Origin of the sequence: Micromonospora sp. H33 (genome assembly GCF_052068455.1) — a bacterium.
Lineage (GTDB): Bacteria > Actinomycetota > Actinomycetes > Mycobacteriales > Micromonosporaceae > Micromonospora.
Genome location: NZ_JBQHDE010000008.1, coordinates 40,642 through 59,456 on the forward strand (window position 1 = coordinate 40,642; position 18,815 = coordinate 59,456).

Below are 18,815 nucleotides of genomic sequence, written 5' to 3' on the forward strand. Positions count from 1 at the left end.
AGATCTTGGAAGTGGCCCCTCCCGGGGCCGAACTCTTCCAAGATCTCGCCTGCGTCGCGCTACTCCGGGACGCGGCGGTAGGCGCCGTCGCTGGCCGAGGTGGCCATCGAGGCGTACGCGCGCAGCGCCGCCGACACCGGGCGCTGCCGGTCGACCGGGGTGTACGGGCGGTCCCGCTTCTCCTGGGCGATCCGCCGCGCCTGGAGCACGTCGTCCGGCACGTTCAGCTCGATGGAGCGGCCCGGGATGTCGATGACGATCTCGTCGCCCTCCTCGACCAGCGCGATCAGGCCGCCGGAGGCCGCCTCGGGGGAGACGTGCCCGATGGACAGCCCGGAGGTGCCGCCGGAGAACCGCCCGTCGGTGAGCAGCGCGCAGGCCCGGCCGAGTCCCCGCCCCTTGAGGAACGAGGTGGGGTAGAGCATCTCCTGCATGCCGGGGCCGCCCTTCGGGCCCTCGTACCGGATCACCACCACGTCACCGGCGACGACGGACTTGGCGAGGATGCCGTCGACCGCCGCCTCCTGGGACTCGAAGACCCGGGCCGGGCCGCGGAACGTCAGGCACTCCTCGGGCACGCCGGCGGTCTTCACCACGCAGCCGTCCGGCGCGAGGTTGCCGTGCAGGATGGCCAGCCCGCCGTCGGCGCTGTACGCGTGCGCCACGTCCCGCACGCAGCCGCCCGCCGCGTCGGTGTCCAGCGACGACCAGCGGTTGGTGGTGGAGAACGGCTCGGTGGTGCGCACGCCGCCCGGCGCCGCGTGGAACAGCTCCACCGCCGTCGGGGTCGCCGCTCCGCCGCGCACGTCCCAGTCGGCGAGCCAGCGCTCCAGCGAGGGGGAGTGCACGGCGTGCACCTGCCGGTTGAGCAGGCCGCCGCGGTCCAGCTCGCCGAGGATGGCCGGGATGCCGCCGGCCCGGTGGACGTCCTCCATGTGGTACTGCGGGGAGTTCGGCGCGACCTTGGCGAGGCAGGGGACCCGCCGGGAGATGGCGTCGATGTCGGCGACGCCGAAGTCCAGCTCGGCCTCCCGGGCGGCGGCGAGCAGGTGCAGGATCGTGTTGGTCGAGCCGCCCATCGCCACGTCCAGCGCGACCGCGTTCTCGAAGGCCGCCCGCCCCGCGATCGACCGGGGCAGCACCGAGGCGTCGTCGCCGTCGTACCACCGCTTGGCGATCTCCACGACGGTGCGGCCGGCCTCGACGAAGAGCGACCGGCGCGTGGCGTGGGTGGCGAGGGTCGAGCCGTTGCCGGGCAGTGCCAGGCCGATGGCCTCGGTGAGGCAGTTCATCGAGTTGGCGGTGAACATGCCGGAGCAGGAGCCGCAGGTCGGGCAGGCGGAGCGCTCGATCTCGCCGAGCTGGTCGTCGGTGACCGCCTCGTTGGAGGAGGCGATCATCGCGTCGATCAGGTCGATCTTGGAGTGCACGATCCCCTCGATCGCCACCGTCTTGCCGGCCTCCATCGGCCCGCCGGAGACGAACACGGTCGGGATGTTCAGCCGGAGCGCGGCCAGCAGCATGCCCGGCGTGATCTTGTCGCAGTTGGAGATGCAGACCAGGGCGTCCGCGCAGTGGGCGTTGACCATGTACTCCACGGCGTCGGCGATCAGCTCGCGGCTGGGCAGCGAGTAGAGCATGCCGCCGTGGCCCATCGCGATGCCGTCGTCGACCGCGATGGTGTTGAACTCGCGGCCCACCCCGCCGGCCTCGGCCACCGCGTCGGCGACGAGGCCGCCGAGGTCCTTGAGGTGGACGTGACCGGGGACGAACTGGGTGAAGCTGTTGGCGATGGCGACGATCGGCTTGCCGAAGTCGTCGTCGGTCATCCCGGTGGCCCGCCACAGGGCCCGGGCGCCGGCCATCGTCCGACCGTGCGTGGAGGTCCTCGACCGCAGCTCAGGCATGAGTACCAGTCTGACACCGTCGCCCGGGTGGCCGCCGCCCGCGCACGACGTGTCCCAACAGATGCACACCCGGTACCCCACCGCGGGCGGCGATCCGGCACAGTTGAGGGCGTGTTGTCACCCCCGGGCTTGCTCACCGTCGCGGCGCTGAGCGGGCTCGTCGCCGCGGCGGCCGCCGCGCTGCTGGCCACCGGCGCCCGCCGGCGGGCGCCGACGCACCGCTCGGCGTACGTGCTGCTCGCCGCGGCCGCCGGCGTCGGGCTGGTGGCGGTGCTGGTCGGGTTGGGAGTGGCGCTCGAGGCGGCCGGGCACGCCGGGCACGGGTCGACGCGGCGCACCGGCTGGGCCGAGGTGGTGTCGCTGGTCACCGCGGTCAGCGGGCTGCTCTTCGCGGCCGGGCTGCTCCGGCTGCCCGGGGTGGCGCCGACCGCCGGGGTGGCCACCCGACTGTCACTGGACGGCCTGGTCGTCGCCACCGCGCTCTGGTTCGTGGGGTGGGTGCTCTTCTCCGAGCCGACCCGGCTGCTCGGCGACGCCACCCCGATGGCCTGCGAGCCGATCCTGCTCGCCACCGTCAGCGCGGCGCTTACCGCGGGGCTGGCCGCCATCCTGGTCTTCCGGGCTCCACCCCGACGGCACCGGCTCGCCGTGCTCGCGACCGGCGTGGTCGGCGTGACCACCGGCGGGCTCGGCATCGCCACCGGGCTGTGCCAGGCCGGCCCGGCGATGGCGATGGTCGGGGCGGCGGTGCTCGCCGCCGGGCTGCTGACCGTCGCGCTGGTGGTCCGCCGGCTCGACACGCCCTGCCAGTTCGACATCGACGCGATCCGGCGCGAGGGCGAGTACGGCGTGCTGCCGATGTTCGCGATGGCCGCCTCGGCGATGTACCACCTGCTCCAGGACGGCCGGTTCGACGCGCTGGGCATCGTCGCCGGCAGCGTGGAGGGCTTCGCGCTGGTGGCCCGGCAGTACCTGACCCTGCACGACGTCCGGAAGTACGCGGGCCGGCTGGCCGAGCGGGAGGCCCACTTCCGTGAGCTCGCGCACACCGACCCGCTGACCGGCCTGGCCAACCGGCGGGGGTTGCTGCGGGCCCTGCACCGCTGCGCGGAGGCGGGCACCGCGTGCGTGCTGCTCACCCTCGACCTGGACGGCTTCAAGAACGTCAACGACATGCGCGGCCACGACGCCGGTGACGCGGTGCTGGCCGAGGTGGGCCGGCGGCTGCGCGGCAACCTGCGCCCCGGCGACGTGGCGGCCCGCCTGGGCGGCGACGAGTTCGCCGTGCTGATGCCGGGCCGGCCCGCCGACGCCGACCGGGTCGGTGAGCGGCTGCTCGGGGTGCTCGGGGCGGCGTACCAGCAGCCGGAGGGGCCGGTCTTCCTCTCGGTGAGCATCGGCACCGCCGGCTGGGCCGGCGAGCCGGACGTCGAGCTGCTGCTGCGCCACGCCGACCTGGCCCTGCGGTACGCCAAGCAGCGCGGCAAGAACCGGATCGAGCGGTACGACGCCGCGTACGACCGGCGGCTGCGCCGGCGGACCACGCTGGAGCACGAACTGCGCGGCGCGATCGACCGCGGCGAGCTGCGGCTGGCGTTCCAGCCGGTCGCCTCGCTGCCGTCGGTGCGCCCGGTCGGCGCCGAGGCGCTGCTCCGGTGGCACCACCCCGAACTGGGCAACGTGCGGCCCGACGAGTTCATCCCGCTCGCCGAGGAGTGCGGGATGATCGCCAAGCTGGGCGCCTGGGTGCTGCACGAGGCCTGCCACCAGCTCTCCCGGTGGCTCGCCGACGGCCACGACGTGTGGGTGTCGGTGAACGTCTCACCCCGGGAGCTGCACGCCCCGGAGTACGTCGTCCAGGTCGCCGAGGCGCTGCGCGCGCACCACGTCCCACCGCAGCGTCTGGTGCTGGAGGTCACCGAGCACGCGGTCGCGACGGACCTGGACGAGCTGATCCGCCGGTTGACCGCGTTGCGCCGCACCGGCGTCCGGATCGCGCTGGACGACTTCGGGGCCGGGTACTCGTCGCTCGGCCAGCTGCGATGCCTCCCGATCGACATCCTCAAGATCGACCACAGCCTCGTCGCCGAGCACGAGCCGGTCCGGCCGGTCGGCACCGACGGGCCGGCCTTCGCCCCGATGGTCGACATCGTGATGCGGCTGGGCCACCAGCTCGGTCTGGAGGTCATCGCCGAGGGCGTCACCACTCCGACCGAGCTGGCCGCGGTGGTGGCCGCCGGCTGCCGTTTCGGGCAGGGCGCCCTCTTCGGCTGGGGCGTGCCGGCCGAGCACCTGGAGGCGATGCTGGAGGCCGCCACGTCGCCCGGCGCCCGGCCGGTCCCGACCTCGGCGCCGCCCGCCCCGCCGGCCCGTCCCACGCCGCCGCGCCGCCTGCCGAGGCTCCCCGCCCCCCGTCAACCCCTCTCCGACCAGGTCGAACAGGGTGCCGACGGCACTCGAACGGGGGATTCCGCAAGATCCGTTAACCAACATGTGGGATCAGTTGACTCAGCGCGTGAGATGCGTCAGGCTTGACCGCATGTCGTCGTACTGGTCGCGTCGAGTACTTACCTGAGCGCACTCTCCTCACCGAGAGTGCGCTGGCCCCGTGCATCCTGCACGTGGGCTTTTTTGTTGCCGTCAGACCCCATCGGTGCGGGCCCCGCCCGCGTTCCACTGCCCGAGAGCCGCACCCACTCCAGCCGAAGGCCTGAACCGCCATGACGAGACCCACGCCAGAGACCCTCGCCAACTCCGCCCGGCGGGCCCGCGCGGCCGCCGAGCCGGCGCGCGACGCCGACCCGGCCGCCCGCGCCGCGGCCACCCCGACCGTCCCGGGGGTACGCACCCCTGCTCCCGCCCAGGTCTCCGGTGCCGGCTCCCTCGTGCGGTCCCTCGAAGCGCTCGGCGTCGACGTCGTCTTCGGCATCCCCGGTGGCGCGATCCTGCCGGCGTACGACCCGCTCTACGACTCCACCGTCCGGCACATCCTGGTCCGGCACGAGCAGGGCGCCGGGCACGCGGCGACGGGGTACGCCCAGGCCACCGGCCGGGTCGGCGTCTGCATCGCCACCTCCGGGCCGGGCGCGACCAACCTGGTCACGCCGATCGCCGACGCGTACATGGACTCGGTGCCCATGGTGGCGATCACCGGCCAGGTCGCGCGGCCCTCGATCGGCACGGACGCCTTCCAGGAGGCGGACATCCAGGGCATCACCCTGCCGATCACCAAGCACAACTTCCTGGTCCAGAACGCCGAGGAGATCCCCCGGGTGCTCGCCGAGGCGTTCCACCTCGCCTCGACCGGCCGGCCCGGCCCGGTCCTGGTGGACATCCCCAAGGACGTCCTCCAGGCGCCGACGACGTTCGCCTGGCCGCCGGCGCTCGACCTGCCCGGCTACCGGCCGACGCTGCACCCGCACGGCAAGCAGATCCGGGAGGCCGCCCGGCTCATGGCCGTCGCCCGGCGTCCGGTGCTGTACGTCGGCGGCGGTGTGCTCAAGGCGGGCGCCACCGAGGGGCTGCGCAAGCTCGCCGAGCTGACCGGCATCCCGGTGGTCACCACGCTGATGGCGCTCGGCGCGTTCCCCGACTCGCACCCGCAGCACCTCGGCATGCCCGGCATGCACGGCACCGTCGCGGCGGTCTACGGCCTCCAGAAGGCGGACCTGATCGTCGCGCTGGGCGCGCGGTTCGACGACCGGGTCACCGGCCGGCTGGACTCGTTCGCCCCGGACGCGACCGTCGTGCACGCCGACATCGACCCGGCCGAGATCGGCAAGAACCGCCACGCGGACGTGCCGATCGTCGGCGACGCCCGGCACGTGATCGACGAGTTGATCGCGGCGGTCACCACCGAGCAGGCGGGCGGGCACCGCCCCGACCTCGCCGACTGGTGGACCCAGCTCGACGACCTGCGCAAGCGCTACCCGCTGGGGTACGAGGAGCCGTCCGACGGCACCCTGTCCCCGCAGTACGTCATCAAGCGGCTCGGCGAGATCGTCGGCCCGGACGCCATCTACGTCGCCGGTGTCGGTCAGCACCAGATGTGGGCCTCCCAGTTCATCTCGTACGAGAAGCCGTACACGTGGTTGAACTCCGGCGGTCTCGGCACGATGGGGTACGCGGTGCCGGCCGCCATGGGCGCCAAGGTCGGCAAGCCGGACGCGGTGGTCTGGGGGATCGACGGCGACGGCTGCTTCCAGATGACCAACCAGGAGCTGGCGACCTGCGCGCTGGAGGGCATCCCGGTCAAGATCGCCGTCATCAACAACGGCAACCTCGGCATGGTGCGCCAGTGGCAGACCCTGTTCTACGGGGAGCGCTACTCCAACACCGACCTCGGCACGCACAAGCACCGCATCCCGGACTTCGTGAAGCTCGCCGAGGCGCTCGGCTGCATCGGCCTGCGCTGCGAGACCGCCGAGGACGTCGACAAGACGATCGAGGCCGCGATGGCCATCAACGACGCCCCGGTGGTCATCGACTTCGTGGTCGGCAAGGACGCCATGGTGTGGCCGATGGTCGCCGCCGGCACCAGCAACGACGAGATCATGTTCGCCCGCGGCGTCCGCCCGGCCTTCGACGAGGATGACATCTGACATGAGTGAGCGAAGCGAACGAATCATCAAGCTCAGTCCCATTTCGCGTCAGGGCGCGACCGAGCGAAGCGAGGTCGTGGCATGACCATGCACACCTTGTCCGTGCTCGTGGAGAACAAGCCGGGTGTCCTGGCCCGCGTCTCGGGCCTGTTCTCCCGGCGCGGCTTCAACATCGACAGCCTCGCCGTCGGCGAGACCGAGAACCCGGACGTCTCCCGGATCACCATCGTGGTGAACGCCGAGTCGTCCCCGCTGGAGCAGGTCACCAAGCAGCTCAACAAGCTGGTGAACGTACTCAAGATCGTCGAGCTGGACCCGCAGGTGTCCGTCGCCCGCGAGCTGCTGCTGGTCAAGGTCCGGGCGGACCGCAACGCCCGGGGCCAGGTGCTGGAGACGGTCAACCTGTTCCGCGCCCGGGTGGTCGACGTCGCGCCGGACACGCTGACCATCGAGGCGACCGGCACCCCCGACAAGCTGGACGCGCTGCTGCGCGACCTCGAACCGTTCGGCATCAAGGAGATGGTCCAGTCCGGCACGGTGGCGATCGGGCGCGGTTCCCGCTCCATCACCGCCGGTCCGGCGCTCCGGGCCGCCTGATCCTCCACACCGATTCAGACCACGACGGGCCGCCCGGGCCGCCGTACGAAAGGGAATTCCATGAGCGTTGAGGTGTACTACGACGACGACGCCGACCTGGGCCTGATCCAGGGCCGCACGGTCGCGGTGATCGGCTACGGCAGCCAGGGCCACGCCCACGCGCTGTCGCTGCGGGACTCGGGTGTCGACGTGGTGATCGGCCTGCCCGAGGGCTCGAAGAGCCGGCCCAAGGCCGAGGAGCAGGGCCTGCGGGTGGTCACCCCCGCCGAGGCGGCGGCCGAGGCCGACGTCATCATGATCCTGGCGCCGGACACCGCCCAGCGCCTCCTCTACGCCGACTCGATCGCGCCGAACCTGGCCCCGGGCAAGGCCGTGTTCTTCGGTCACGGCTTCAACATCCGCTACGGCCTGATCAAGCCGCCGGCCGAGGTCGACGTGGCGATGGTGGCCCCCAAGGGTCCGGGTCACCTGGTCCGCCGCCAGTACGTCGACGGCAAGGGTGTGCCCTGCCTGGTCGCCGTCGAGCAGGACGCCAGCGGCAACGCGCTCGCGCTGGCCCTGTCGTACGCGAAGGGCATCGGCGGCACCCGGGCGGGCGCCATCCGGACCTCCTTCAAGGAGGAGACGGAGACCGACCTGTTCGGCGAGCAGGCGGTGCTCTGCGGTGGCGCGGCCGCGCTGGTGCAGACCGGCTTCGAGGTGCTCACCGAGGCCGGGTACGCGCCCGAGGTGGCGTACTTCGAGTGCCTGCACGAGCTGAAGCTCATCGTCGACCTCATGTACGAGGGCGGCATCGCGAAGATGCGTTACAGCATCTCCGACACCGCGGAGTACGGCGACCTCTCCCGCGGCCCGCGCGTCATCGACGCCCGCGTCAAGGAGGAGATGCGCAAGATCCTGGGCGAGATCCAGTCCGGCGAGTTCGCCCGCGAGTGGGTGGCCGAGGACGAGGCCGGCCGGCCGAACTTCAGCAAGTGGCAGGCCGAGGGCGCCGCGCACCCGATCGAGGAGACCGGCCGCAAGCTGCGCGGCATGATGAGCTGGGTGGATCGGCCGATCACCGAGACCGCCTGACCCGAGCGTTGCCCCGTGCGGCACCCGGGCCCCGCGCTCTCCCCGGCGCGGTGCCCGGGTGCCGTCGTGTCCACCGACCTGATCCGAACGATCGTTAATCCGCACGTCATATGCCGTTTGTGAGGGCACTCACCCCGGTGTCCGGGGCGCCTGGCGCGACCCGCCGCCTACGATCCCAGTAGGTGCGTAGCCGGCACCTGACGGCCATGGCCCGGACCAGGGCGGGGCGCAGTGCCGCCTCCCGCCGACCGGCCGACCGCTCTGACGACATCTACGAGGACCGATGAATCCTGTCGTACTGATCGCCGAAGAACTCGCTCCCGCCGCCATCGAGGTGCTCGCCCACGACTTCGACGTCCGTCACGTGGACGGCACCGACCGACCGGCTCTGCTCTCGGCGCTCTCCGAGGCCGACGCCGTCATCGTCCGCAGTGCGACCCAGATCGACGCCGAGGCGATCGCCGCCGCGCCGCACCTGAAGGTCGTCGCCCGGGCCGGCGTCGGACTGGACAACGTCGAGGTGCCGGCCGCCACCGCGCGGGGCGTCATGGTCGTCAACGCCCCCACCTCCAACATCGTCTCCGCCGCCGAGCAGGCCGTCGCGCTGCTGCTCGCGGTCGCCCGCAACACCGCCAGCGCCAGCGCCGCGCTGAAGGCGGGGGAGTGGAAGCGGTCGAAGTACACCGGCGTGGAGATCCAGGGCAAGACCGTCGGCGTGGTCGGCCTCGGCCGCATCGGTGTGCTCTTCGCGCAGCGGATCGCCGCGTTCGGCACCCGGCTGATCGCGTACGACCCGTACATCCAGCCGGCCCGGGCGGCCCAGCTCGGCGTCCGCCTCGTCGGCCTGGAGGAGCTGCTGCGGGAGAGCGACTTCATCTCCATCCACCTGCCGAAGACGCCCGAGACCGTGGGCCTGATCGGCGAGAAGGAGCTGGCGATCGTCAAGCCCGGCGTGCGGATCGTCAACGCCGCCCGGGGTGGCCTGGTCGACGAGCAGGCCCTCGCGGACGCCATCGCCGAGGGCCGGGTCGCCGGTGCCGGCGTCGACGTGTACGCCAAGGAGCCCTGCACCTCCTCGCCGCTGTTCGGGTTCGACAACGTGGTCGCCACCCCGCACCTGGGCGCGTCCACCCATGAGGCGCAGGACAAGGCCGGCCTGGCCGTGGCCAGGAGCGTCAAGTTGGCCCTCCAGGGCGAGTTCGTGCCGGACGCGGTGAACGTGCAGGCCGGTGGCGTGGTCGCCGAGGACGTCCGGCCGCTGCTGCCGCTGGCCGAGAAGCTCGGCCGCGCCTTCACCGCGGTCGCCGGCGGGGTGGCCGCCAGCGTGACCGTCGAGGTCCGCGGCGAGATCGTCAGCCACGACGTCTCGGTGCTCAAGCTCGCCGCCACCAAGGGGCTGTTCAGCTCGGTGGTCGAGGAGCAGGTCACCTACGTCAACGCGCCGCACCTCGCGGCCGAGCGGGGCGTCGAGGTGTCCCTCACGACCCAGGCCGAGACCGCCGACCACTCGGTGCTGGTCACGATCCGCGGCGCCCTGCCCGACGGCCGTACGGTCAGCGTCTCCGGCACCGTCACCACCGCCGGCACCCGCGACCTCATCAAGCTGACCGAGGTGGACGGCTTCGACGTCGAGATCGGCGCGGAGGGCATCCTCGTCTTCCTCCGCTACGTCGACCGGCCCGGCGTGGTCGGCACGGTCGGGACCCTGCTCGGCGAGGCCGGCATCAACATCGCCGCGATGCAGGTGGCCCGCCGGGAGGCCGGTGGCGAGACGCTGATGACGCTCACCGTCGACCAGGCGCTCGGCGCCGACCTGCTCACCTCCGCGGCCGACTCGATCGGCGCGACCGCGGCCAGCGCCGCGGACCTGCGCGACGAGTGACCTGAACGCACCACGATGGAGGGGCCCGGCATCGCCGGGCCCCTTCGCCGTCTTCGCCACCCGCCACGGCAAGATCCGCGCACTTTCACGGAAAGTGTGGCCGTCCGGCCTCGGATGAGCGCACTTTCTCGGAAAGTGCGGCTTTCCCGGGGTGGGGGGGGCGGTGAGGGCGTCAGGTGGTGGCGCGGGCGGGCGGTGGGTAGACCGAGCCGTCCTGGGCGTCGAAGAGCATCAGCCCGTTCTCGCCGGCCAGCCGCTCGATGTCCAGCAGCACCTGGTCCTCGCAGGTCGGGTGCAGGTTCAGCTCGACGTGGTCACCGGCCGCGTGCAGCGGCGCCACCGCCCACGGCGTGTCCGCGCCGGCCGGGCGGTCCGGGTACGCGCTGGTGATCGCCCGGTAGAACGCGACGACCCGGGGATCGGGTTGGCGGTCCGTGTGCCGGCCCTGACGGCATCGCTGCACCGCCGCTCGTACGTCCTCAGGCGTCGCCCCGTCCGCCAGGGCCCACACGCTCAGATCGAAACTCACGGCGGACAGCGTGCCATCCGTCGTTCACCATGTCGAAATCGCCCCGCCGCAGGCCAGCCGCAATCCTGTCGGGAGGGTCCGTAGTGGAGACTCTTGCGTCGAGTTGCGTCGATTCGCTAGCGTACCCGTGCGGTCACTGGCCGAGCGCGTGACGTCGGCCCGTCTTCGGGTGGCGAGGTCGACGTCCGGCCCGACCGGTCCGCACCCCTCGATTGCGCGAGCCACGCGCACTCGTCGCTGACCGGCCCTCACGGTTGTTGCCGAGACCGTGGGGGCCGATCGCGGATCGGCCGTGGAGGGGTCGAGCGCTGTCGCGTTCCGCCCGTCGCCGGCGCCCCCAGCCGAGCTCCCTCAGCGGCGGTGGGCGGAGAGCGCGCGGTAGTCGGATCCGTCGCGGAACCAGGCCAACCCGGCCGGGCCGGCGGCGTAGAGCGCGGTGGCGTAGGCGTCGGCGACGGACAGGTCCGGCCCGATGACGGTGGCGGCGACCAACTGGTCGGCCGGCTCGCCGGTGTGCGGGTCCACGACGTGTCCCTGTCGCCCGGTCACGCCGGACGTGCCGACCGCGCCGGCGGTCATCTCCAGCACCACCGGGGCCCGCCGCCGGTCCGTGGGGTGGTGCACCGCCACCCGCCAGGGGCCACCGTGCGGCGCGTGGCCGCGTACGACGAGGTCGGCGCCCGTGAGCACGGCGTAGTCGTGGACGCCCGCGGCGCGCAACCGGGCCGCTGCCTGCTCCACCGCCCACCCGCCGAGCAGGCCGCCCGGGTCGAAGCCGCCGGGCACGGCCCACGCGTCGAACCAGCCGTCGGTGGCCGCCCGCATCGCGGCGCAGCGGTCCACCAGGTCGGCCAGTGGAGGGTACGACTCCGGGCTGATCTCGCCCCGCCGCAGCCGGGAGACCAGGCTCTCCGGCCGGGTCGGCCCGTAGGTGAGGTCGATGGCGCGCAGCTCCGCCACCGCGTCGCGCAGCGCCTCGCCGACGCCCCGGCGGCCGAGCCACTCGGGTGCGTTGAGCAGCAGCGTGTACTCGGCGGTGGAGGTGCGGACCGCATGCTGCACGGCGATCCGGTCGCCGGTCGCCGTGCCCGCGTCGACGCGGTGGTTCCGGCCGCCGAGGCGCAGGTCCGGGCGCGCGTGCGACTGGAAGAGCGACGGGTCGACCCAGCGGGTCCGTGGTTGCTCGTCGGTCCTCATGCTCGCCCTGCCTCCTCGGCCGACGGCTCCGCCTCGCCGCGGTGCCGGTCGCGGGCCCCCGTGACCCGCTGGTCATCAGGCTAGGTAGCCGAGATGACCACACCATGAATGTCACCTGGAAGCCTCCTGTGCATCCCGGTTTCCCGAATGCTGGAAGGTTCGTACCGGGGGACGGGACGGCGGCGTACCGTCGGTGCGACGGCAAGCGAAGGAGCGGAGCGTGGCACGGATCGCGGTGGTGGCCGGGGACGGCATCGGCCCTGAGGTGGTCGCGCAGGCCCGCAAGGTCGTCGACGCGGTGCTCCCGGGTGTGGAGGCCACCGAGTACGACCTCGGCGCCGCCCGTTACCACCGTACCGGCGAGGTGCTGCCCGACTCGGTGCTCGACGAGCTGGCCGGGCACGACGCCATCCTGCTCGGCGCCGTCGGCGACCCCAGCGTCCCGCCCGGCGTGCTGGAGCGGGGTCTGCTGCTCAAGCTGCGGTTCGCCTTCGACCAGTACGTGAACCTGCGCCCGTCGCGGCTCTGGCCCGGCACGGCCGGCCCGCTCGGCGGCGTCAAGCCCGGCGAGGTCGACCTGGTGGTGGTCCGCGAGGGCACCGAGGGCCTGTACGCGGGCGCCGGCGGCACGCTGCACCGGGGCACCCCCGCCGAGGTCGCCACCGAGGAGAGCCTGAACACCCGGCACGGGGTGGAGCGGGTGATCCGGGACGCGTTCGCCCGCGCCCGCCGCCGCGAGCGGCGCAAGGTCACCCTCGTGCACAAGACCAACGTGCTCACCCACGCCGGCTCGCTGTGGGCGCGCGCCTTCGAGACGGTCGCCGCCGAGCACCCCGACGTGACGACGGAGTACCAGCACGTCGACGCTGCCGCGATGTTCCTGGTGACCCAGCCGCAGCGGTACGACGTGGTGGTCACCGACAACCTCTTCGGTGACATCCTCACCGACATCGCCGCCGCGGTCACCGGTGGCATCGGGCTCGCGGCCAGCGGCAGCATCAACCCCGAGGGCGCGTACCCGTCGATGTTCGAGCCGGTGCACGGCTCCGCGCCGGACATCGCCGGTCGCGGTGTGGCCGATCCGGTGGCGGCGGTGCTCTCCGCCGCCCTCCTGCTCGACCAGCTCGGCCACGCCGAGGAGGCGGCCCGGATCACCGCCGCCGTCGGCGCGGAGCTGGCCGCGCGGACGCCCGGCGTACCGGTACGCACCGACGAGGTCGGCGACCGGCTGGCCGCGTACGCGACCGCCTGAGCTCGCCCGGTCGCCGGCCCGGCGACCCCGATCCACGGTGCCCCGGACCCGGCGCCCGTGGTCCCGGCCGGCCCGATCCCGTGACCTGGGGCGGTGCCGCGTCGGCCCCTCCGGCGGCGCCCACGCGGCCCCGCGGCGCTACCCGCTGAACGACCGTTCGGGGTAAGTTTCTCGCACCAGATTTCTCGGCATGCGGACCCGTGTGCCGTCCATCCCCCAGGGAGGTCAGCGCGATGAGCGGTGGTGACAAGCTCGACTTCGAGATCCGTCCGAATCCCGCGCCGGTATCCGCCGCCGACCGGGCCGCCCTGCTGGCCAACCCCGGGTTCGGGCGGGTCTTCACCGACCACATGGTCACCATCCGCTACGCCGACGGCAAGGGCTGGTACGACGCCCGGGTCGAGGCGCGGGCGCCGATCCCGATGGACCCGGCCGCCGCCGTCCTGCACTACGCGCAGGAGATCTTCGAGGGGATGAAGGCGTACCGGAGCGTCGACGGCGGGGTGACGATGTTCCGCCCGTACGCCAACGCGGCCCGGTTCGCCGCGTCCGCCCGGCGGATGGCGATGCCCACGCTGCCGGAGGAGACCTTCGTCGACTCGCTGCACCGGCTCGTCGAGGTCGACCGCGAGTGGATCCCGGAGGGCGAGGACGGCAGCCTCTACCTGCGACCGTTCATGTTCGCCAGTGAGGTGTTCCTCGGTGTCCGCCCCGCCAACGAGTACCTGTACGCGGTGATCGCGTCGCCGGTCGGGTCGTACTTCTCCGGCGGCGTCAGGCCGGTCACGGTCTGGGTCTCCCCGGACTACACCCGCGCGGCGCCGGGCGGCACCGGCGCGGCCAAGTGCGGCGGCAACTACGCGGCCTCGCTGGTCGCGCAGGCGGAGGCGATCGAGCACGGCTGCGACCAGGTCGTCTTCCTCGACGCGGTGGAGCGCCGGTTCGTCGACGAACTGGGCGGCATGAACGTCTTCTTCGTGTACGACGACAACACGCTGGTCACGCCGCCGCTGACCGGCACCATCCTGCCCGGCATCACCCGGGAGTCGGTGCTCACCCTGGCCGCCGACGCGGGGATCCGGGTGGAGGAGCGGCCGGTCACGTTCGCCGACTGGCAGGCCGACGCGGCCAGCGGTCGACTGCGCGAGGTGTTCGCCTGCGGCACCGCCGCCGTGGTCACCCCGATCGGCACGGTCCGCTTCCCCGACGGCGAGTTCCTCGTCGGCGGCGGGGAGCCGGGCCGGGTCACCATGGCGCTGCGCCAGCAGCTCGTCGACATCCAGCGCGGCAAGGCCGGGGACCCGCACGACTGGGTTTACCGCGTGTTCTGAGATCGTCCGGAGAAGGGGCCTCGCCGAAGGGGCCCCTTCTCGCGTGGGCGGCTAGTCCAGCAGGTGGTCGCGCAGGGCGTCGAGCTGCGCGTCCGTGACGCCCGCGTGGCGCAGGTACCCCTCCACCGAGCCGTACCCCTCGCGGAGTTCGGCGAGGAACAGCAGCATCGTCTCCTCGGGGCAGGTGAGCGGCGGCAGCCCCGGCCGCATCTGCTGCCCGCTCGACGTGAACCAGGCCATGAACTTCTCGCCGGCCTCGGTGCTCAGGGCGTAGTCGGCCGCGATGTCGGCGTCGGAGACGCCGAGCACGGCGAGCGTGAGGCCGCAGACGATGCCGGTGCGGTCCTTGCCCGCCACGCAGTGCACCAGCACCGGGGCGTTGACCTCGTCGGCGATCAGCCCGATCGCCTCGCCCAGCCCGGCGGTGCCGGTCTGCGCCATGTCCGCGTACCGGTCGGCGAGGTAGCGGGCCAGGTCGGCGCCGGACCGGTACGGGTTGTCGGTCCACTCGGCGTGCTCGGGGTGGATGTGCCGCCAGGTCACGCCGTCCAGGTCCGGGATCCGGCCGTCGCGCTCCACCTCGTACGGGCGGCGCAGGTCGAGCACCGTCCGGACCCCGAGCGCGCCTAACGCCTGCCGGTCGGCGTCGTCGAGGCGGTGCGGTGAGTCGGAGCGGAAGAGCCGGCCCCGGCGGACGGCGCGGCCGTCGTGGCCGAGCGGTCCGCCGACGTCGCGGAAGTTGAACAGGGTGGAGAAGCGGGTGACCTCGATGGCGTCCACCCTGACACGGTAACGGCCGGCGGGGCGGAGCCCCACCGGCCGTCGAACAGGATCACCGTCACCTGGCGGTACCCGGCGGGATGGCCGAGTACGTGTCGCCGTAGTAACCACCGAGCTTGTCCCGGTATGCCGGGTCGGTGTCGGCGGTCTCGTCGAACTCGGGCGCGGCCTTGATCTGGTCCTTGCCTCGGTCGACGTAGACCTTCCGCTCGTCGTGGTCGACGTGGTTGACGGTGCCGGCGGGGATCATGACCTTCTTGCCGAAGATCCACGGACCGGTGTCGACCACGAGGTAACTGGAGTTGACCTCGTGGCTGGACCGGTCCACCTTGCCGATGCCGCCGTCCGTCGCCTCGACCTTGTAGCCCACCAGGTCGGCGCCGGTCACCCCGGCGTCTTCCCGGTAGCGCCACGGGTCGAAGGTGCCGCCGGGCGTGCCCGGGAAGGCGCCCTGACCACCCGTGACGAGCGGGTCCGGCGTCCCGTGGGTCGTTCGAGGGTCGAGCCGCTCCATGGCGTTTCATCTCCTCTACTCGACTGATCGGGGGTTGGTGCCTGTCAGCCCCATGTCCTACCCGGTGTCGAGATCGGTACACCTGTAACCACGAAAAGGGCCGGCCGGTTCGCACCGGCCGGCCCTTCCGACTGCGCTCAGGCGAGCGCGGCCTCCGCGTCGAGCGTCACCGCGGCGGCGTGCACGACGGCGGCGATGCGCAGCCCCTCGTGCACCTGCTCGCGGCTGAAGCCGGCGGCGCGCAGGGTCTTCTCGTGCGACTCCAGGCAGACACCGCAGCCGGTGATCGCGGAGACGGCGAGGCACCACAGCTCGAAGTCGGCCTTCTCGACGCCCGGCCGGGCGATGATCTGCATCCGCAGCCGGGCGGGGATCGACTGGTACTGCTCGTCGCCGATCAGGTGCTTGGCCCGGTAGTAGACGTTGTTCATCGCCATGATCGCGGCGGCGCCCTTGGCCGCCTCGACCGCCTCCGGGCCGAGGTGGACGACGGCCTCCTCGGCGATTTCCTTCAGCACCACGGCGTTGCGCGCGGCGACGGCGCAGGCCAGGGCGGTGCCCCAGGCCTGCGCCGGCTTGAGCGTCGAGGTGCCGATGGTCGAGCCGAGGTTCAGCTTGATGTCCTTGGCGTACTCGGGAAGAGCCGCCTTCACCGCGTCCAGACCCATGATCAGGCCCCGGCGCCGGCGAGGAGCGCGGTGGCGTCCAGGGTGTCGCCGCCCTTGTTCCAGTTGCAGGGGCACAGCTCGTCCGTCTGCAGCGCGTCGAGCACCCGCAGGACCTCGGAGACGTTCCGGCCGACCGAGCCGGCGGTCACCATGGCGAACTGGATCTCGTTGTCCGGGTCGACGATGAAGGTCGCCCGCTGCGCGACGCCGTCCTCGCCGAGCACCCCGCAGGCGGCGGTCAGCTCGCGCTTGATGTCGCTCAGCATCGGGAACGGCAGGTCCCGCAGGTCCGGGTGGTCCTTGCGCCACGCGTAGTGGACGAACTCGTTGTCCACCGACACACCGAGGATCTGGGCGTCCCGGTCGGCGAACTCGCCGTTGAGCCGGCCGAACTCGGCGATCTCGGTGGGACAGATGAAGGTGAAGTCCTTCGGCCAGAAGAAGACGACCCGCCACTTGCCCTCGTGGGACTTGTGGTGGATCGTCTCGAACGCCTTGTCGGCCTCGAGCGACACGCAGGCGGTGAGTTCGTACTCGGGGAAGCGGTCACCGACAGTGAGCACAGGTCCTCCTTGACAGCGGCACGAGGCCGGTAACTGGATCGGTTCCAGATGCTTCCGCAGCGTTGTTTCCGCTCGATAGCGGCCTGGTGACTTGTGAAGCCGATCACCAAGATCGGGTTCGGCCGCACATCGGACCTCGGTGCGGGTATGGCAACCCTCCGTCACCGTCCCGCCATGTGGATTCTGCCTCCCAAAACCAGCTCGGGATGGCAGAGTGGCCATCGTGACCAGCACCGTCCTGATTATTGGCACCTAGCGCGCCGGCCTCCCCTCCGCCGAGCGCGCAGACCTCCCGCATCCGCGGGGGGTCTTTTTGTTGCTTGAGAAAGGAACCCCATGACGTTCCAGGTCTACGACACGACCTTGCGCGACGGCGCCCAGCGCGAGGGGCTCACCTACTCGGTGGTCGACAAGCTCGCGGTGGCCCGGCTGCTCGACGAGTTCGGTGTCGGCTTCATCGAGGGCGGATGGCCGGGCGCCGTGCCCAAGGACACGGAGTTCTTCCGCCGGGCGCGTACCGAACTCGACCTGAAGCACGCGGTGCTGGTCGCGTTCGGCGCCACCCGCCGGGCCGGGATGGCCGTCGGCGAGGACCCGCAGGTGCGCGGCCTGCTCGACGCGGAGACGCCGGCGATCGCCCTGGTCGCGAAGGCCGACCTGCGGCACGTGGAGCGGGCGCTGCGGACCACCGCCAAGGAGAACCTGGCGATGATCCACGACACGGTGGCGCACCTGGTGGCCGAGGGGCGGCGGGTGTTCGTCGACGGCGAGCACTTCTTCGACGGGTACCGGCACGACCCGGCGTACACGTCGACGGTCGTCGAGACCGCGCTCGCCGCGGGCGCCGAGCGGTTCGTGCTCTGCGACACCAACGGCGGCATGCTCCCGTCCCACATCACCGCCGCGATCGCCGACCTCACCGACCGGCTCGGCGTCGCCCCCGAACTGCTCGGCATCCACTGCCAGAACGACACCGCCTGCGCCGTGGCCAACACCATCGCCGCCGTGGAGGCGGGCGTACGGCACGTCCAGGGCACCGCCAACGGGTACGGCGAGCGCCCCGGCAACGCCGACATCTTCGCCGTCGTGGCGAACCTCCAGCTCAAGCTCGGGCTGCCGGTCCTACCGGAGGGCTGCCTGGAGCAGATGGTGCGGGTCTCCCACGCCATCGCCGAGATCGCCAACATCGCCCCCGACACCCACCAGGCCTACGTCGGGGCCGCCGCCTTCGCCCACAAGGCGGGGCTGCACGCGAGCGCGATCAAGGTGGATCCGCTGCTCTACAACCACGTGGACCCACAGGTGGTGGGCAACGACATGCGGATCCTCGTCACCGAGATGGCCGGCCGGGCCAGCGTCGAGCTCAAGAGCCGCGAGCTGGGCCTGGACCTGGCCGGCCATCCGGAGACCCTGACCCGGGTCACCAAGCGGGTCAAGGAACTGGAGGCCGGCGGGTGGTCCTTCGAGGCCGCCGACGCCTCGTTCGAGCTGCTGGTCCGCTCCGAGCTGCCGGACGCGGCGCCCGCGCGGCCGTTCGCGCTGGAGTCGTACCGGGTGCTGGTCGAGCACCGCGAGGACGGCGCGGTGGTCTCCGAGGCGACGGTCAAGATCCGGGTACGCGGGGAGCGCGTGATCGCCACCGCGGAGGGGAACGGGCCGGTCAACGCGCTCGACGAGGCGCTGCGCGTCGGCCTGGCGAAGCACTACCCGGAGCTGCGCGACTTCGAGCTCGCCGACTACAAGGTGCGGATCCTGGAGGGCAGCCACGGCACCGGCGCGGTGACCCGGGTGCTGGTGGAGACGTCCGACGGTGCCGGCCGCGACTGGACCACCGTCGGGGTGCACCCGAACGTGGTGGAGGCCAGCTGGCACGCCCTCGTCGACGCCCTTACGTACGGGCTGGACCGGGCGCGGGTGTGA

General features: G+C 72.4%; 15 protein-coding genes. 8 read left to right on the forward strand and 7 right to left on the reverse strand.

Annotated elements, in window-relative coordinates; translation table 11 throughout:
* Nucleotides 1-59 precede the first annotated feature (59 nt).
* A complete protein-coding gene (gene ilvD / locus ACTMS0_RS18690; protein WP_441156502.1) occupies nt 60-1,907 on the reverse strand; it encodes a dihydroxy-acid dehydratase in 1,848 nt (615 codons plus the stop codon).
* A gap of 111 nt (nt 1,908-2,018) precedes the next feature.
* Between ilvD and ACTMS0_RS18695 the strand changes: the two genes are divergently transcribed.
* The 5 genes from ACTMS0_RS18695 (at nt 2,019) to serA (ending at nt 10,061) form a co-directional block, all read left to right on the forward strand.
* Nucleotides 2,019-4,442: a putative bifunctional diguanylate cyclase/phosphodiesterase gene (locus ACTMS0_RS18695; protein WP_441156503.1), complete on the forward strand. Its 2,424-nt coding sequence runs from the start codon at nt 2,019-2,021 to the stop codon at nt 4,440-4,442.
* Nucleotides 4,443-4,627: 185 nt separating this feature from the next.
* A complete protein-coding gene (locus ACTMS0_RS18700) occupies nt 4,628-6,508 on the forward strand; it encodes an acetolactate synthase large subunit (RefSeq protein WP_441156504.1) in 1,881 nt (626 codons plus the stop codon).
* Nucleotides 6,509-6,589: 81 nt separating this feature from the next.
* On the forward strand, nt 6,590-7,105 hold the full coding sequence (gene ilvN / locus ACTMS0_RS18705; RefSeq protein WP_073832451.1) for an acetolactate synthase small subunit: 516 nt from the start codon (nt 6,590-6,592) through the stop codon (nt 7,103-7,105).
* Nucleotides 7,106-7,165: 60 nt separating this feature from the next.
* Nucleotides 7,166-8,179, forward strand: coding sequence for a ketol-acid reductoisomerase (gene ilvC, locus ACTMS0_RS18710; RefSeq protein ID WP_441156505.1), 1,014 nt, complete (start codon nt 7,166-7,168; stop codon nt 8,177-8,179).
* Nucleotides 8,180-8,462: 283 nt separating this feature from the next.
* Nucleotides 8,463-10,061: a phosphoglycerate dehydrogenase gene (serA, locus tag ACTMS0_RS18715; protein WP_441156506.1), complete on the forward strand. Its 1,599-nt coding sequence runs from the start codon at nt 8,463-8,465 to the stop codon at nt 10,059-10,061.
* Between the two features lie 172 nt (nt 10,062-10,233).
* Here the strand turns inward: serA and ACTMS0_RS18720 are convergent, their stop codons facing one another.
* Entirely contained in the window at nt 10,234-10,590 is a 357-nt protein-coding gene (locus tag ACTMS0_RS18720) for a hypothetical protein (RefSeq protein ID WP_441156507.1), read from the reverse strand.
* A 351-nt stretch (nt 10,591-10,941) separates the two neighbouring features.
* Entirely contained in the window at nt 10,942-11,787 is an 846-nt protein-coding gene (locus ACTMS0_RS18725; RefSeq protein WP_441156508.1) for an FAD:protein FMN transferase, read from the reverse strand.
* Between the two features lie 220 nt (nt 11,788-12,007).
* Here ACTMS0_RS18725 and ACTMS0_RS18730 point away from each other — a divergent pair, with 220 nt between their 5' ends.
* Together ACTMS0_RS18730 and ACTMS0_RS18735 are read left to right on the forward strand one after the other, a co-directional pair.
* The gene (locus ACTMS0_RS18730) at nt 12,008-13,039 is read left to right on the forward strand and encodes a 3-isopropylmalate dehydrogenase (protein WP_441156509.1); all 1,032 of its coding nucleotides are present in this window, start codon (nt 12,008-12,010) and stop codon (nt 13,037-13,039) included.
* A 233-nt stretch (nt 13,040-13,272) separates the two neighbouring features.
* Entirely contained in the window at nt 13,273-14,370 is a 1,098-nt protein-coding gene (locus ACTMS0_RS18735; protein WP_441156510.1) for a branched-chain amino acid aminotransferase, read from the forward strand.
* Nucleotides 14,371-14,421: 51 nt separating this feature from the next.
* Here the strand turns inward: ACTMS0_RS18735 and ACTMS0_RS18740 are convergent, their stop codons facing one another.
* The 4 genes from ACTMS0_RS18740 to ACTMS0_RS18755 all read right to left on the reverse strand — a co-directional run bounded on the left by ACTMS0_RS18740 (nt 14,422) and on the right by ACTMS0_RS18755 (nt 16,895).
* On the reverse strand, nt 14,422-15,150 hold the full coding sequence (locus ACTMS0_RS18740) for a tyrosine-protein phosphatase (protein ID WP_441156511.1): 729 nt from the start codon (nt 15,148-15,150) through the stop codon (nt 14,422-14,424).
* A 58-nt stretch (nt 15,151-15,208) separates the two neighbouring features.
* A complete protein-coding gene (locus tag ACTMS0_RS18745; RefSeq protein ID WP_441156512.1) occupies nt 15,209-15,664 on the reverse strand; it encodes a PRC-barrel domain-containing protein in 456 nt (151 codons plus the stop codon).
* Between the two features lie 137 nt (nt 15,665-15,801).
* Nucleotides 15,802-16,332 carry a carboxymuconolactone decarboxylase family protein gene (locus ACTMS0_RS18750; protein ID WP_441156513.1) on the reverse strand — a complete coding sequence of 177 codons (531 nt, stop codon included), beginning with the start codon at nt 16,330-16,332 and terminating at the stop codon, nt 15,802-15,804.
* 2 nt (nt 16,333-16,334) lie between these two features.
* The gene (locus tag ACTMS0_RS18755) at nt 16,335-16,895 is read right to left on the reverse strand and encodes a peroxiredoxin (protein ID WP_441156514.1); all 561 of its coding nucleotides are present in this window, start codon (nt 16,893-16,895) and stop codon (nt 16,335-16,337) included.
* 336 nt (nt 16,896-17,231) lie between these two features.
* Between ACTMS0_RS18755 and cimA the strand changes: the two genes are divergently transcribed.
* A complete protein-coding gene (cimA, locus tag ACTMS0_RS18760) occupies nt 17,232-18,815 on the forward strand; it encodes a citramalate synthase (RefSeq protein WP_441156515.1) in 1,584 nt (527 codons plus the stop codon).